Origin of the sequence: Nocardia sp. NPDC051052 (genome assembly GCF_044456045.1) — a bacterium.
Taxonomy (GTDB): Bacteria; Actinomycetota; Actinomycetes; order Mycobacteriales; family Mycobacteriaceae; genus Nocardia.
Genome location: NZ_JBITFL010000005.1, coordinates 543,031 through 556,867 on the forward strand (window position 1 = coordinate 543,031; position 13,837 = coordinate 556,867).

A 13,837-nucleotide genomic window follows, 5' to 3' on the forward strand; every position below is an offset into this window, starting at 1 on the left:
CATCGATGGTTGCATTCATCGACGGCTGTCGATACAGTTCGGGCAGTTAATCGATGGACATCGATGAAAGGATTGTGATCATGACCGAGTTGCCCGTAGTCGTGGTAGGTGCTGGGCCGATTGGCCTGGCCGCCGCCGCTGAGCTGCGCGAACGTGGCTTGACCCCGCTGGTTTTCGAACGCGGCGACACTGCCGGTGCGGCGGTCGCACAGTGGAACCACGTGCGCGTGTTCTCCCGCTGGGCCGAACTGGTCGCCCCAGCCGCCCGACGCCTCCTGGAAACCACCGACTGGTCCGCACCCGATGCCGACACCTATCCGACGGGACGGGAATGGGTCGGCGCCTACCTGAGCCCGCTGGCCAACGCCCTCGGCGACATCGTCCAGCTCAACAGCGAGGTTGTCGGCATCGCGCGTCGTGGCCGTGATCGAGTCGTCGACGCCGGGCGTGACTCCGAACCTGTGTCGGTGCACATTCGCCGTGCGGACGGGACCGAAGCCCGGTTCCTGGCTCGGGCGGTCATCGACGCCTCCGGCACCTGGGGCACCCCGAACCCGCTCGGCGGGGAGGGATTGCCCGCGCTGGGGGAGTCCGCGTCGGTGGCGGTGATCGCCTACCGGGTGCCCGACCTCGGCGACGAGACGGTGCGCGCCCGCTACGCCGGTAAGCACACCGTGATTGCCGGAAGTGGCCACTCCGCGCTCACCGCGATCATCGCCCTGGCGGAGCTGGCCAAGTCGACGCCGGGTACCCGCATCAGCTGGGTGTTGCGCCGTGGCGAGGTCGGCTCCACCTTCGGCGGCGGAGACGCCGACGAACTGCCCGCACGCGGTGCACTCGGCCTGCGCGCCGGCCACGCCCTGGACGCCGGGCTGCTCGATGTCGCCACCGGATTCCGCACCGCCGCAATCGAATCCAGCGGTGCGCACTACGCGCTGGTCTCCGATGCCGGAGCGCGCATCGAGGACGTGGACCAGGTCGTGGTGCTGACCGGGTTCCGCCCGGAGCTGTCCTGGCTGTCGGAGATCCGCTTGGCATTGGACCCGGTGCTGCAGGCTCCGGTCGAGCTGGCACCGTTGATCGACCCGAACGTGCATTCCTGTGGCACCGTGTATCCGCATGGCGTGAAGGAACTTTCGCATCCGGAGCCGGGTGTGTTCCTGGCCGGGATGAAGAGCTACGGACGCGCCCCGACCTTCCTCGCGATGACCGGCTATGAACAGGTCCGCAGCATCGCGGCCGCGCTCGCCGGTGACCATGAGTCCGCCGCTCGCATCGAGCTGACCCTGCCCGAAACGGGTGTCTGCGGCGGTGCCGGTGTCTTCGATGACTCCAACGCCACTGCCGGTTCCGGTGGTTGCTGCGCCGCTCCGGAACCACAACTGATCACCCTCGGCGTGGCTTCCGCTGGCGTGTAGCGCTTTATGAGCGGCGAGTCCTGGCGGTGCGGCGCCGGTAGACTTGCCGCCGAGGGCCTGCGTGGTCCCTGCCGAGCACGCGTACGTCTCTGCCTGGCGTTGGTCAGGTCAGGTCGTCGGCGGCGCGTTCGAGCATGGCGACCATCAGTTCGAAGGCCTGGTCCACCCGATCGCGGTCGCCGGTGGTGATCAGGTCGATCTGCAACCCGCGGATCTGGGCCAGCACGAACGTCGCTGCCTGAGGGGCGATTTCGGGAGGGCAGCCGTAACGGATCAGGGATTCCGCGAGTAGCGTGACCCAATTCGTGATCAGCGTCTCGGGCAGGGTGGTGTCCCGGGTGCCCGAATAGCCTACGGCGGCGGCCAATTCGAACAACACCCGGAATTGCCGCATCTCGCGAGGCTGGCACAGTCGATGCCATATCCCGCGCAGCACACCGACTCCCGACGTGGCGTCGCTCAATTCCTCGGAGAGCAAGCGTGTTTCGAAGTCCGTCCGGATGCAGCCGAGCACCTCGGCGATGAGCCCATCCTTGGTCTGGAAGTGCCGGATGAGCGTTCCGTGGCTCACCCCGAGGGCGGTCGCCAGCGGACGCAGTGACAGATCGGCCACGCCGTGGTCGAGCACGTACTCCGTCGCCGCGGCCAGCAGCTCCGGGCGGCGGTGCTGGTAGCGGAGCTTGCGGCCGTCGATTCGAGGTTCGGTCATCGCCAGCCATCGTAGCTGGTCAGCCGCCGATTCCGAGATAGGCGGACCGATCGGTTGCGTAACCGAGTGGAACTGCTATCGTCGATGGCATAGTTGCTGATCGCGCTCCAGGAGGGCCCATGCGCTACGACGAATACCGGGCCCACGACGCGATCGGCCTCGCCCGCCTGGTCGCCGACAAGCAGGTACACCCCACCGAGCTGGTCGAGGCCGCGCTCGCCCGCTACGAACAGGTCGACCCGGCGCTCAACGCGGTGAGCCTGCTCATGGCCGAGGTCGGCCGCGCCCGCGCGGCGGAGCCTGTCGAGGGACCATTCGCCGGGGTCCCGTTCCTCATCAAGGACCTCCTGCAGGATTACGCCGGCTACCCGACGGCTTCGGGAACCCGTGTGCTGCAGACACTTCCCGCCGAGAGCCACAGCATCATGGTGCGCCGCTGGCTCGATGCCGGACTGGTGATCTTCGGCAAGACCACCGTCCCCGAGCTCGGGATCAAGCTCGTCACCGAGACCTCGGCCTACGGTGCCACCCGCAACCCGTGGAACCTGAACCGCTCAGCCGGCGGCTCGTCGGGCGGTTCGGCCGCCGCGGTGGCCGCGGGCATCGTGCCCGTGGCCGGCGGCAACGACGGCGGCGGCTCGATCCGGATCCCAGCCGCCTGGACCGGACTGTTCGGGCTCAAACCCGGTCGCGGGCTACTGCCGTGCGGTACCAAAGGGGGCGATTACCTGCACGGCCTCGCGACCGAGGGGGTCCTGTCGCACAGCGTCCGCGACACCGCCGCCATGCTCGATATCCTCGCCGGGCCCGATCCCGGCGCACGGTACCAGTACGACGGCCCCGGCTATGTCTTCGCCGAGGCAGTCTGCAACCCGCCCCGCCGACTGCGCGTCGGCGTCGCGCCCGACTCCCCGATCGGCACCACGGTGCACAGCGAGGCACTGCGCGCGACCGAACACACTGCGGCGCTGCTGGAATCACTCGGCCACCACATCGAGTACGCGGCACCCAAGTTCGACGGCGGACAGCTGGCGGCCGACTTCAGCACGGTCTGGGCCGCACACGTCGCCGCCGACGTCGACCAGATCCGGCAACGCACCGGCGCCTCCGAATGCGACTTCGCCTTCGACACAAGGGTATTGGCGGCTGCCGGGCGGACAACCCCGGCCAGCGAACTGGTCGCAGCCTACGAACGCTGGAACGACTACACCCGAGCCCTCGCCGAGTTCCACGAAGACTACGACCTGCTACTCACCCCCACCGTCGCCCGACCCGCGCCACGCATCGGTGAATTGGCGACACCGTCGGTGCTCGAGTTCCTCGCCGGTCCGCTACTGCAACTCGGCGCGGGCCGCCCGATCACCCACAACAAGATATTCCGCGATTTCGTGATCGCCAACCTCGCGGTCGTCCCGTTCACCCAGCTGGCCAACATCAGCGGACGACCTGCCATCACCGTCCCCCTCTACCGCACCCCCGACGGCCTGCCGCTCGGCACCCAGCTCGTCGGTGGTCCCGGCAGCGAGTTCCTGCTCCTGCAACTCGCGGCACAACTGGAAACCGCAAGCCCCTGGGCACATCTCGAACCACCGGAACCGGCGCTCACCGCACGGTGTCGGCGGTCAACGCGTGCGGCTTCTGTGCTTACATTCATCAAGAAACCGCGTTGGCCACCGGAGTCGACATTCGCGAGGTCGCCGAAATCTCCGGCATGGACCCCGATTCCGTCGACGAAGACCACTTGATCGCCGTCATGTGGACCCAGAGTCGTGCCGAGGCCGGGCTCGGCGCGGCGGGTGAGCATCTCGAACGCACCCTGGCGGCACGGTTCACCGATCAGCAGCGCCGAGATCTGGACACCGTGGTCCGAACGATGACGCTGTCGAACCTGGCCGGCAACACCCTCGAGGCATTCGTCCGCCGTGCCCAAGGTCGAAAAGTCCCCGGCAGCAGGCTGTTCGACGAACTGGTCATCGGTGGCGTGTACGTGGCGGGCTCGATACCGACAGGCCTGCGCACCGCCCGGATGCGAGGAAAGTCAGTGCGCGAGGCAGCACGGGAAGCCGCCGCCACGATTCGCGCAAGTGCGTAAAGGGCGTCGGCGGGGGAGCGCTCTACCACGTTTTCGCTACCGCCAATGCAGGTCACCGACCGCCGCGGCTTCCGAGCCTCCGTCGGCGAAGATGATCTGGCCGGTCACGAAACGGTTGTCCGCGCTGGACAGCCAGCAGATGAGCTCGGCGACCCATTCGGGCCGCCCCGGGAATCCGCCGAACGGTTGCGGCGCAGCGGATTCGACCGCGTTACGTATGTCGGCGTCGGCGAAGATCCAGGAGGCCGCCGGTGTGTCGACGACGCCAGGGGCAACGACGTTGAGGGCTATGCCCGAACCAGCCCACTCGGCGGTCGGGGCGACCCTGCGCACCCAGCGATTCAACGCGCGTTTCGCAATCCCGTAGCCACCGGTCGCGCCGCCGAGCAAGGGATCAGCGTCGAGACAGGCGACAGCGGCAGCCTCATTGCCATCCAGGCATGCTTGCACGACGCGATCGTCCGCCGGTGCCAGCGAGGAAGTCGACGACACAGCCACAGCGCGCGGCGCGGGGCTCTGCGCCAGCAGCGGCCGAAGCCCCTGCAGCGTCGCCACGGCACCGAAGTAGTTCGTCTCCAGCAGTCCGGTTTTGCCGCCTCCGGCGATGGCGAGTACCGCATCGATCGGTCCGTACCCGGTCACCTGATCGATCAGTGATCGTCGGCCATCGAGTGTAGACACATCGGCTCGAACCTCGGCGTTGTCCAGATCGCAGCCGATGACCTTGGCGCCGCGTTCTCGAAGCAGCGCGGCAGTCGCCGCGCCGATGCCGGATGCCGAACCAGTCACCACATACGTTCGCCCCGCGAAGCCTGCCTGCGACCCCACTGTTTCCCTCTTCCGTCAGCCCGTCCGGCACCGCTGTGCTGCCACCTCTGCTCCGCTCGAGGGTAACCAGCCCAAACTGCTTCTCGCAGAACGGAGATTCGCCGCCGGTATCACGCCCCCGACGACGACGTGGAGCAGCCGGGCGGAAGTTTCGAGCTTGCTTTCAGATTGTCGCGCCCTTAGGTCGGAACCTGACCTAAGGGGCTTTTATCGTGGAAAACATGACGAACATCGAGCCTTTCCGCATCGACATTCCGCAGGCCGACCTCGACGATCTCAATAGCCGCTTGGCGAACACCCGCTGGCCCGACGAGCTTCCGGGCGTGGAGTGGAGCTACGGCATTCCGACCTCGTATGTGCGGGAGCTCGCCGAGTACTGGCGGACCGGTTACGACTGGCGTGCCCAGGAGGTGGCTCGCAATGCCGTTCCGCAGTTCGTCACCGAAATCGACGGGCAGCGTATTCATTTCACGCATGTGTGCTCGCCGGAGGTGGATGCACTGCCGCTGGTGCTGATCCAGGGCTGGCCGTTCGAGGACTTCACCGATGTGATCGGGCCGCTCACCGATCCCCGCGCCCATGGCGGTGACCCGAATGATGCCTTCCACCTGGTGATTCCATCGCTACCCGGTATCGGGTTCTCCGGCCCGACGCGGCAGGCGGGTGCGGCCGCCACGGAGCGCAGTGCCGAACTGATCGCGAAACTTATGGCACGCCTTGGTTATTCGCGGTATGGCGCACAGGGGGGTGACGCCGGATCGTTCATCGCACCGCAGTTGGGTCGTATCGATACCGAGCATGTGACGGGTATCCATCTCAATGACCCCATCACCATTCCGTCCTGGAACGACGACGGTTCCGGCTACAGCGCCGCCGATCAGGAGAAGCTCGCCGAGCTTCAGGACTGGAGCAGCCGGGAAACCTCGGGGTATGCGGGCATGCACGCCACCCGCCCGCAGACCCTCGCCCCGGCGGTATCCGACTCACCGGCCGGAATGATGGCGTGGGTGCTGGATGTGGTGAACACCTACACGGATCCGGCGAAGTCGCTGCCCGATGAGGCCATCGCCCGCGACATGTTGCTGACGAATCTGTCGGTGCTGTGGTTCACCAACACCACCGCGTCCTCCATGCGTCTCTACAAGGAATCTCAGCAGTGGGGCGCTGAATTGGCGAACTCCGGGGTACCGACCGGGGTCGCGGTATTCCCGAGCGGCAGCGTAATTCGCGGTGTCGCCGAGAAGCAGCACACCATTGTGCACTGGTCGGAGTTCGACCGCGGCGGCCACTTCGCCGCCATGGAGACACCGGACCTGCTCGTCACCGATGTGCGGGAATTCTTCCGCAAGCTCCGCTGACCAATCTGCTGCTGGCACTTGGTCATTGACGACGTCCAGTCCGGCAACGTACCTAGTTTCGGTCGATCGTCCTGAGGCAGAAGTGATGTCGCATGTCGTGGTCGGTGTGGCCGGCGGACTCCGGCTCCGCGATCACCACGATATTGCCGCCCGCGCGTTTTGCTTCATACATCGCGGTGTCGCAGCTGTGCATGATGCGTCGCATAATCGCCGGATCGCGTAGATCGGTGGTGGGGCACAGGGCCGCGCCCACGCTGGCGGTGACGACGACCGGCAGGTCCGGCATGGTTTCGATGGCGCCGCGTAGCCGCTCGGCGATCGCGGCGACCGGCTCGTCGCGCACGCGACCCAGGACCACGAATTCCTCACCGCCGGTGCGGGCGACGACCGCGTCCGGATCGGCGGTGGAACGCAACCGCTCGGCCGCCCGCGCCAGGACCTGGTCGCCGAACGAGTGGCCGAAAGTGTCGTTCACGTCTTTGAACCGATCGAGATCCAGGTTGGCCACGTAGGCGTATTCCGTCGGGTTCGGGTGGAATACGTAGGACAGGTGGTAATCGAGTCCGCGCCGGTTCAGCAGCATGGTCAACGGGTCGAGTAGGGCGTGCTGACGCCACAGCCAGTGACAGAACTGGACGGTGGGCAGTCCGACCAGGTTGAGCGCCACCAGGATCAACATGATGGCGACAGCGAGCCGGACGTCGCCGGCCGCGACGCCGGTGTGGACCGGGTCGTCGGCCACCAGCAGCACGACGAGCAGCAAGCCCGACGCCAGCGACCAGCAGATGTGCAGGCCGAGGATCAGCGGCCCCTGGAAGATCACGAACATGCCGACGACCACCATCAGCGTCGATACGAGGGCGCCGTAGACCCGGTGCTCGGCGGCCAGCGCGCCGAAGGTGATGGCGAGATCGGCGCCGGCGCACCACATCAGCCCTTCCGCTCGGCTCGGCCAGGGCAGCAGCCACCAGCGCGCGGCCCACAGCGCGGTGAGCCCGATGATCAGCCAGCAGCCGACCTCGAAGAACGCGTTGCGCGGCCCGATGTTCGAGATCAGGGACACCGCGGTGACCAGGCACATCACCGCACCACCCGCGCCGATCATCGCCTTGACGTAGCGCACTGCGGCATGGATTTCGAGCACGTCGACCAACCAGTCGTAACCGGCGCGATCGCGCCACCAACTCCGCACCAGCGCTCGACTGTCGGACATCAGAAACCACCGCCTTGTTCCGGCAGACACATTGTCGGCCGTCTTGTGATGCACGTCCTACATGTAGGTAGCGGAATGGTAACTGTTTTGCAGTTCATTTCCAATCGGAATTATTGATTCTCGGTCGGGTCGCGGATGGCGCGGATTCTTGCGGACGCTCAGTTGCCGCGCAGCGACCGCCAACGCTCCAATTTCGTGTGTATCCCCCGAAGCGCCTGATAGGAGTCCACGTAGACCTCGTAGAGCGGGTCCAACATCTCGGTTTGTCGAGGGTCCGGCACGAACGCGCGATCGACTGCCACGGCTTCGCCCGCCGCGGTGAGCATGTCGGGATACAGTCCCGCTCCGACGCTCGCCAGCAACGCCGCGCCGAGGGCGGCGCTGTAGCCGCGGGTCGTCAAACGTTGCAGGGGTCTGCCGAGCACGTCGGCGAAGATCTGCGCCCACAGGTCGCTGTTGGCGCCGCCACCGGCGAGCGTGATCGGCGCAAGCGTTGTGCCGCAGGCGGATTCGACAGCGGTCAAGACCTGGCGACCGGACATGGCCACACCTTCGAGAACCGCTCGTGACATGTCCTGGCGGGTGGTCGACGTGCTGAGTCCGAGGAAGCTGCCGCGTACGGCCGCGTCCCACAGCGGTGCGCGTTCACCTGAGAGATGCGGAGTGAATACGAGGCCGGATCCGTCACGTGCGGACTCGGCGTCGGTCAACACCTGCGCAACCGTCAGCCCGCACGTTCGACTCCACCAGCGCAGCGCATCCCCACCTGCCTGGGTGGGGCCCGCGTGAATGCGCAGGCCATCGACCGGTGGGAAGGTGACCACGCCGGGGGTCGGGCGGGCGCGATCCGAGACGCCCGCGACCACGAGTGAGGTGCCGCAGGAGACCATGGCGCGGCCGGGTGCGGCGAGGCCGCAGCCATGTGCGTCACCGAGAGCATCCATCGTGCCCACCACGGCCGTGGCTGATCGGAGAAGGCGGTCGAGCGGAGGGAATTGCACTCGCCCCAAAGAAACGGCTGAACCCGTCGGCGGAGGTAGACGTTCGGCGAGTCCCGCTGCGAGGTCGACCGCTTCGGTGAGGTAGCCGCCCTCTGCGGCATCGACCAGGCCGATGGAGGAGTGGACATCGGTGGCGATTTCGCCCGTCAGCCGCGCGTTGAGGTAGTCCTTCGGACTGAGCACCCACCGGGTTCGCTGCCAGATATCGGGCTCGTGCCGGGCTACCCAGAGCGCACGCATGATGAGCGCGGAAGCGTCCATGGTGAATGCGTGGCCCCAGATCCGAGTCTTGTCCGCTGCGGTGAGCTTTTCATCGACTTCTCGGGCAATGTCCGCGCAGCGTTGGTCTTGCCAGGTGATGGCGGGCATCAGCGGTCGAAGATCGGCGTCCACGAATACGTGGGTATTGACCTGACTGACCACGCCGATGGCCCGAACAGCCTCGGGCTCAATGTCTTTCAAGACCGACTCGACACCGCGCACGCAGCCGAGCCACCACTGCCGAGGATCCTGCTCAGCCCAGCCGGGACGAGGACGCGCCATCGCATGCCCCTCGGTATGACGACGCAGCGCGGTACCGTGTCCGGTGAACAAGGCCACCTTGACCGCCGTTGTGCCGGCATCCACGCCGAGGACAAGATCGTTCGCGCCGTTCATTCGTCCACCGATCCATCCATCGCCACGGTCGGCCTCCTGTTCGCTGGCTCACCGCCCGCCCATGTAGATATAACTCATCGTAACGTCTAGAACTGTCGGGCCCGACACTGCGACGATTGACTCACAGCTGTCGGCTTGCCGCGAAGCACGTGAACTCGTCGGTGAATCGGAAATCCGCGCGCCGAACTCTTCTTGCCGGCTGGAAGCGGACCGCGGCTACATAATTGACGATGCCGTCGCTGGTGTATTGCCGCGGCCTGAATGCTTGATAAGCGCTCGGACCGAGGAGATGCGTGGAATGGCTGGTAGGTCGGCACAGATCGAGCAGGCACCGGGTACTTTGCTCCATCACGAGCGGTTGCCGGCGGAGTTGTGGCCGGACAGTGCCGCGGTGTCGTATCGGATCCACTACCGGAGTATCGGATACGACGGTGCCGGGCGAACCATCGGCGGATCGGTATTCGTGCCGGCGGGAGATCCACCGTCCGGCGGCTGGCCGGTGGTCGGCTACGCGCACGGCACCTGCGGACTCGCCGACGCTACCGCCCCGTCCCGGGTCGGGTTGTCCAAGCAGGAGCGACTACACGTCGGGGCCTGGCTGGCGGCCGGCTGGGTGGTCGCGGCTACCGACTACGAGGGCTTGGCGACACCGGGACCGCACCCCTACCTGAACGGGGAGGCGGTGTTCGATGACGTGATCGACGCGGTGCGGGCAGCACACGGGCTGGCGCACCCACTGAGCCCGGCGTGGATCGTCGTCGGCTTCTCCCAGGGCGGGCACGCGGCCATGTTCGCCGCGATAGCTGCCACCAAATACGCGCCGGAGCTGGACTTTCGCGGCACCATCGCACTGGCGCCGCCGGTGCACGCGACGATGATCGTCCAATTGCAGACCAGCGACGGCGCCGGCCCGCTCACCATCTTCATGCCCTTTCTGCTGGCGGGTCTGCGCACGGGCCGCCCCGATTTCGACGTGCGCGCCTTCCTGACCCCGGCCGGTCGTGAGATGGTCGACTTCGCCGCGCACGCCTCACTCGGCCAGATGTTCAAGGCGATCGCGGCGGCCACCAACGATCACATCGGCACGACGGATCTGCTGGTGGGCCGTCCGCAGATCGAATCGGTTCTCGACGCGTGCCGAGTCCCGCTCACCCGGCTGGATCGCCCGCTGTTCCTGGCCGCAGGCGGCGCGGACGAGGTGATTCCGCTAGAGGTCGTCGATCGCTTCGCCGCCGACCTGCACGACACGGGTTCGGAGATCTTCTATACCGTGCATCCGGACGCATCCCACGCGGCGATGCTCACCACCGGACTCGACGAAATCCTCACGTGGGCAGGCAATGTGCTCGAGCGTTCGCCGATCAGCGGCACGCGTCACGGATTCGATCTGCTCGACATCACCTGCGATGGTTTCCTCACCCGTGACGACTACGACGCCTTCGCGCTGCGGCTGGTTCAGGCGGCGGGCGAGCCGCCAGGTTCGGCCAAAGCCCGTGCGGTCCGCGACGGTTACCGCGCGTTGTGGCAGTCGGTCTACCTGGCGGCCGACACCGACGGCGACGATCGAGTAAGCAGCGCCGAGTTCGCCGACTGGATCCGTTCCGGCGCCGAACTCGATGCGGACATCACGCCGCTGGCCCGTGCCGTCATCGATCTGGTCGACACCGGCGACGGCGTGCTCCAACCGTGCGAGCTGGACCGGCTGCTGCTCGGCTGCAACTTTTCCCGAGACGAGGCGCGCGCGGAATTCGACCGTCTCGACCTCGACGGAAACGGCGAGGTGAGCGCCGACGAACTCGTCGCCGCCATCCACGATTTCTGCGTGGACCCGAGCCTGGACAAGCCCGGCTATTGGCTATTCGGCAGGTTCTGATTCGTTGGCTTTACGGTGGACACACCACGGATCCGCTGGCCGGTAGACGAGCGCTGTCTGCGCGACACCATCTGACGGAATTTCGCGTGCTGCCAAGGCTATTGGCGTTCCAGCGAGGTGCGCGGACGGCGAATGGCAAGATCGAGCGCAACGTGGTCGTGCGCGCGTTCGCCATACCGATCGACGCAATGCACGACGACGCCGCGTTCGCGAACCAGGTGCGCTCGAAGCCGAACTAAGCTCGGACGCATCCGACCACCCGGCGTCGATTCGCCGGAGAGGAGCAAGGCGATGACCGACGTCACCGAGCCGAAATACCAGCACGGCGACGACGCCGCGGTCGATCTCGGCGCCCTGTCGGAGATCGAGCGCCGCACGCGCTGGCTGGCGGTGGCGATGATTCATCACGCCAACCGGGTGCGGCCGAACCCGAGCGGGTTGAAGGTGGGCGGTCATCAGGCGTCGTGTGCGTCGATGACCACGATCATGACCTCGTTGTGGTTTACCGCCTTGCGATCCGGCGACCGGGTCTCGGTCAAACCGCACGCTTCGCCGGTGCTGCATGCCATCAACTATCTGCTCGGCGAGTTGGACGAGTCCTACCTGACCACCTTGCGTCAGTTCGGTGGCCTGCAGTCATATCCCAGCCGATCCAAGGACCCCGATCCGGTCGACTACTCCACCGGATCGGTCGGGATCGGTGCGACCGCCCCGATCTGGGGCGCGATCGCGCGCCGCTATCTCAACGACGCACTGGGTGCCGATATCGGCACCGGACGGCAGTACTCCCTGGTCGGCGACGCGGAACTGGACGAGGGCGCGGTGTGGGAGGCCATTGTCGATCCCGGCAACGTCGATCTCGGTGAGATCGTGTGGATCGTCGATCTGAACCGCCAGTCCCTGGACCGGGTGGTGCCCAATATGGCCGCGGGCCGGCTGGAGGCGATGTTCGCTGCCGCCGGTTGGCAGGTGCTCACCGTCAAGTTCGGACGCCTGCTGGAATCGTTGTTCGCCCGCCCCGGCGGTCCGGCGCTGCGTACCCGGGTCCTCGACATGCCCAACCCCGAGTACCAGCGATTGTTGCGCTGCGATGCCGACGAGTTGCGGCGCCGACTGCCCGGCAGTGGCGCCGATCATGCGCAGCTGGCGGAATTGATTGCTGGACTGGATGATTCGACGCTGCTGGCGGCGATCCGCAACCTCGGCGGGCACGACATGCCGGCCCTGATCGACGCCTATGCGCAGATCGACGACACCCGCCCGACGGTGATCATCGCCTACACCATCAAAGGCTATGGACTGCCGACGCAGGGGCATCCGCAGAACCATTCGTCGCTGCTGTCGGTGGCCGAGTACGAGTCCCTCGCCGCGGAACTGGGCCGGGATCCGCAGCAGCCTTGGGAGCGGTTCGGCGACGACAGTCCCGCCGCCCAGCTGTGCGCGGACACCGCGGCGCGGCTGCGTCGCGAGCCCGTCAACGTGACCGAACCGCCCACTGTGTCAGGGGATTTCGGCCGCACGCCGAAAGGTACCGCCACCACCCAGGCGGCGTTGGGGCGAACGCTGCTCGATCTGACCCGCGCGGCACCGGAACTGGCGCGACGCGTGATCACCGTCAGCCCCGACGTCAGCTCCACCACCAATCTGGCGGGCTGGATCAACAAGGTCGGCGTGTGGTCGACCGCCGAGCGGCACGACTGGTTCGCCGACGACGCCGAAACCCTGGTGCGGTGGCGCGAGCAACCCACCGGCCAGCACATGGAACTCGGTATCGCCGAGACGAATCTGGTCGGACTCATCAGCGAACTCGGCGCGACCTGGAGCCGCTGGGGCCAGCCCCTGTTCCCGATCGGAGTGCTCTACGACCCGTTCGTCGAACGCGCGCTGGAGCCGTGGACCTACGGCATCTACGCGGGCGGTCAGTCCATTCTGATCGGGACCCCGTCCGGCGTCACCCTCGCCGCCGAAGGTGGTGCCCACCAATCGATTACGACGCCGTCGATCGGCATCGAGACCCCGGGCCTGATCTGCTACGAGCCCGCGTTCGCCATCGACGTGGAATGGACGCTGCTGGCCAGTCTGGCGCGGTTGGGCCGGCCGGACGGGACCTCGGCGTATCTGCGGTTGTCGACCAGACCGGTCGAGCAGCACCTCGCCGAGGTGCCCACCGATCCCGCCGCCCGCGAACGGCGCCGCAAACAGGTTGTCGCAGGCGGATATCCGCTGCGCCGACGCGACGGCGCGGTCGTCACCATCGTTGCGATGGGTGCCGTCATGACCGAGGCGGCGGCGGCCGCCGAGCGTCTCGATTCGGCCGGAGTCGTGGCCGACGTCGTCTGCGTCACCAGCCCCGGACTGCTCTTCGAGGCGATGCAGGCCAGGCAGGGCCGCGGCCATGGCGACAGCTGGATCCTGGATCAGCTGTTCCCGGCAAGCCGGGCCACACCGATGGTCACCGTCCTGGACGGCCACCCACACACGCTGTCCTTCCTGTCCGGAATCAACCGGGTACATCACATCGACCTCGGCGTGACGCGCTACGGGCAGGTCGGCTCTCTCGACGAGGTATACCGCTACCACGGCCTCGACACCGACAGCATCGTCGCAGCCACCCTCGACATTCTGGGCGCCGCTGGCTGACCCCGACGTCGGTTGCGCGTACGAACTCGGCAGGCAGGCAAGTGCGCC

Annotated in this window: 11 protein-coding genes; 7 read left to right on the forward strand and 4 right to left on the reverse strand. The window is 66.8% G+C overall.

The features are described from left to right. Nucleotides 1-80: 80 nt before the first annotated feature. On the forward strand, nucleotides 81-1,418 hold the full coding sequence (locus tag ACIBCN_RS20270; RefSeq protein ID WP_396993120.1) for an FAD-dependent oxidoreductase: 1,338 nt from the start codon (nucleotides 81-83) through the stop codon (nucleotides 1,416-1,418). 103 nt (nucleotides 1,419-1,521) lie between these two features. Here ACIBCN_RS20270 and ACIBCN_RS20275 read toward each other — a convergent pair whose 3' ends face one another. Beyond that, nucleotides 1,522-2,127 carry a TetR/AcrR family transcriptional regulator gene (locus ACIBCN_RS20275; RefSeq protein WP_396993121.1) on the reverse strand — a complete coding sequence of 202 codons (606 nt, stop codon included), beginning with the start codon at nucleotides 2,125-2,127 and terminating at the stop codon, nucleotides 1,522-1,524. A 119-nt stretch (nucleotides 2,128-2,246) separates the two neighbouring features. On the opposite strand from ACIBCN_RS20275, the gene ACIBCN_RS20280 reads away from it, so the two are divergent. Next, nucleotides 2,247-3,872 carry an amidase gene (locus tag ACIBCN_RS20280; protein WP_396993122.1) on the forward strand — a complete coding sequence of 542 codons (1,626 nt, stop codon included), beginning with the start codon at nucleotides 2,247-2,249 and terminating at the stop codon, nucleotides 3,870-3,872. After that, nucleotides 3,776-4,219: a hypothetical protein gene (locus ACIBCN_RS20285; protein WP_396993316.1), complete on the forward strand. Its 444-nt coding sequence runs from the start codon at nucleotides 3,776-3,778 to the stop codon at nucleotides 4,217-4,219. Before ACIBCN_RS20280 ends, ACIBCN_RS20285 begins: the two co-directional genes overlap by 97 nt. A gap of 36 nt (nucleotides 4,220-4,255) precedes the next feature. Here ACIBCN_RS20285 and ACIBCN_RS20290 read toward each other — a convergent pair whose 3' ends face one another. Then, nucleotides 4,256-5,047 carry an SDR family oxidoreductase gene (locus ACIBCN_RS20290; RefSeq protein WP_396993123.1) on the reverse strand — a complete coding sequence of 264 codons (792 nt, stop codon included), beginning with the start codon at nucleotides 5,045-5,047 and terminating at the stop codon, nucleotides 4,256-4,258. Nucleotides 5,048-5,268: 221 nt separating this feature from the next. On the opposite strand from ACIBCN_RS20290, the gene ACIBCN_RS20295 reads away from it, so the two are divergent. Further along, nucleotides 5,269-6,405, forward strand: a complete 1,137-nt coding sequence (locus ACIBCN_RS20295; RefSeq protein ID WP_396993124.1) for an epoxide hydrolase family protein — start codon at nucleotides 5,269-5,271, stop codon at nucleotides 6,403-6,405. 52 nt (nucleotides 6,406-6,457) lie between these two features. On the opposite strand, the gene ACIBCN_RS20300 is transcribed toward ACIBCN_RS20295, so the two are convergent. Next, complete coding sequence (locus ACIBCN_RS20300) at nucleotides 6,458-7,618, reverse strand: GGDEF domain-containing protein (protein WP_396993125.1); 1,161 nt, start codon at nucleotides 7,616-7,618, stop codon at nucleotides 6,458-6,460. Nucleotides 7,619-7,776: 158 nt separating this feature from the next. Further along, nucleotides 7,777-9,276, reverse strand: a complete 1,500-nt coding sequence (locus tag ACIBCN_RS20305) for an FGGY-family carbohydrate kinase (protein ID WP_396993126.1) — start codon at nucleotides 9,274-9,276, stop codon at nucleotides 7,777-7,779. Between the two features lie 298 nt (nucleotides 9,277-9,574). On the opposite strand from ACIBCN_RS20305, the gene ACIBCN_RS20310 reads away from it, so the two are divergent. From ACIBCN_RS20310 to ACIBCN_RS20320, 3 genes are all read left to right on the forward strand, one after another. Continuing rightward, nucleotides 9,575-11,149, forward strand: a complete 1,575-nt coding sequence (locus ACIBCN_RS20310) for a lipase family protein (protein WP_396993127.1) — start codon at nucleotides 9,575-9,577, stop codon at nucleotides 11,147-11,149. A gap of 86 nt (nucleotides 11,150-11,235) precedes the next feature. Further along, entirely contained in the window at nucleotides 11,236-11,388 is a 153-nt protein-coding gene (locus ACIBCN_RS20315; RefSeq protein ID WP_396993128.1) for a hypothetical protein, read from the forward strand. A gap of 52 nt (nucleotides 11,389-11,440) precedes the next feature. Beyond that, nucleotides 11,441-13,789: a transketolase-like TK C-terminal-containing protein gene (locus ACIBCN_RS20320; protein ID WP_396993129.1), complete on the forward strand. Its 2,349-nt coding sequence runs from the start codon at nucleotides 11,441-11,443 to the stop codon at nucleotides 13,787-13,789. Nucleotides 13,790-13,837: the final 48 nt, after the last annotated feature.

Excerpts from the sequence above, each read along its gene's own strand:
- ACIBCN_RS20310 (WP_396993127.1), top strand. The coding sequence starts at position 9,575 with ATGGCTGGTAGGTCGGCACAGATCGAGCAGGCACCGGGTACTTTGCTC.
- ACIBCN_RS20305 (WP_396993126.1), bottom strand. The coding sequence starts at position 9,276 with ATGAACGGCGCGAACGATCTTGTCCTCGGCGTGGATGCCGGCACAACG.
- ACIBCN_RS20280 (WP_396993122.1), top strand. The coding sequence starts at position 2,247 with ATGCGCTACGACGAATACCGGGCCCACGACGCGATCGGCCTCGCCCGC.
- ACIBCN_RS20300 (WP_396993125.1), bottom strand. The coding sequence starts at position 7,618 with ATGTCCGACAGTCGAGCGCTGGTGCGGAGTTGGTGGCGCGATCGCGCC.
- ACIBCN_RS20270 (WP_396993120.1), top strand. The coding sequence starts at position 81 with ATGACCGAGTTGCCCGTAGTCGTGGTAGGTGCTGGGCCGATTGGCCTG.
- ACIBCN_RS20295 (WP_396993124.1), top strand. The coding sequence starts at position 5,269 with ATGACGAACATCGAGCCTTTCCGCATCGACATTCCGCAGGCCGACCTC.
- ACIBCN_RS20275 (WP_396993121.1), bottom strand. The coding sequence starts at position 2,127 with ATGACCGAACCTCGAATCGACGGCCGCAAGCTCCGCTACCAGCACCGC.
- ACIBCN_RS20320 (WP_396993129.1), top strand. The coding sequence starts at position 11,441 with ATGACCGACGTCACCGAGCCGAAATACCAGCACGGCGACGACGCCGCG.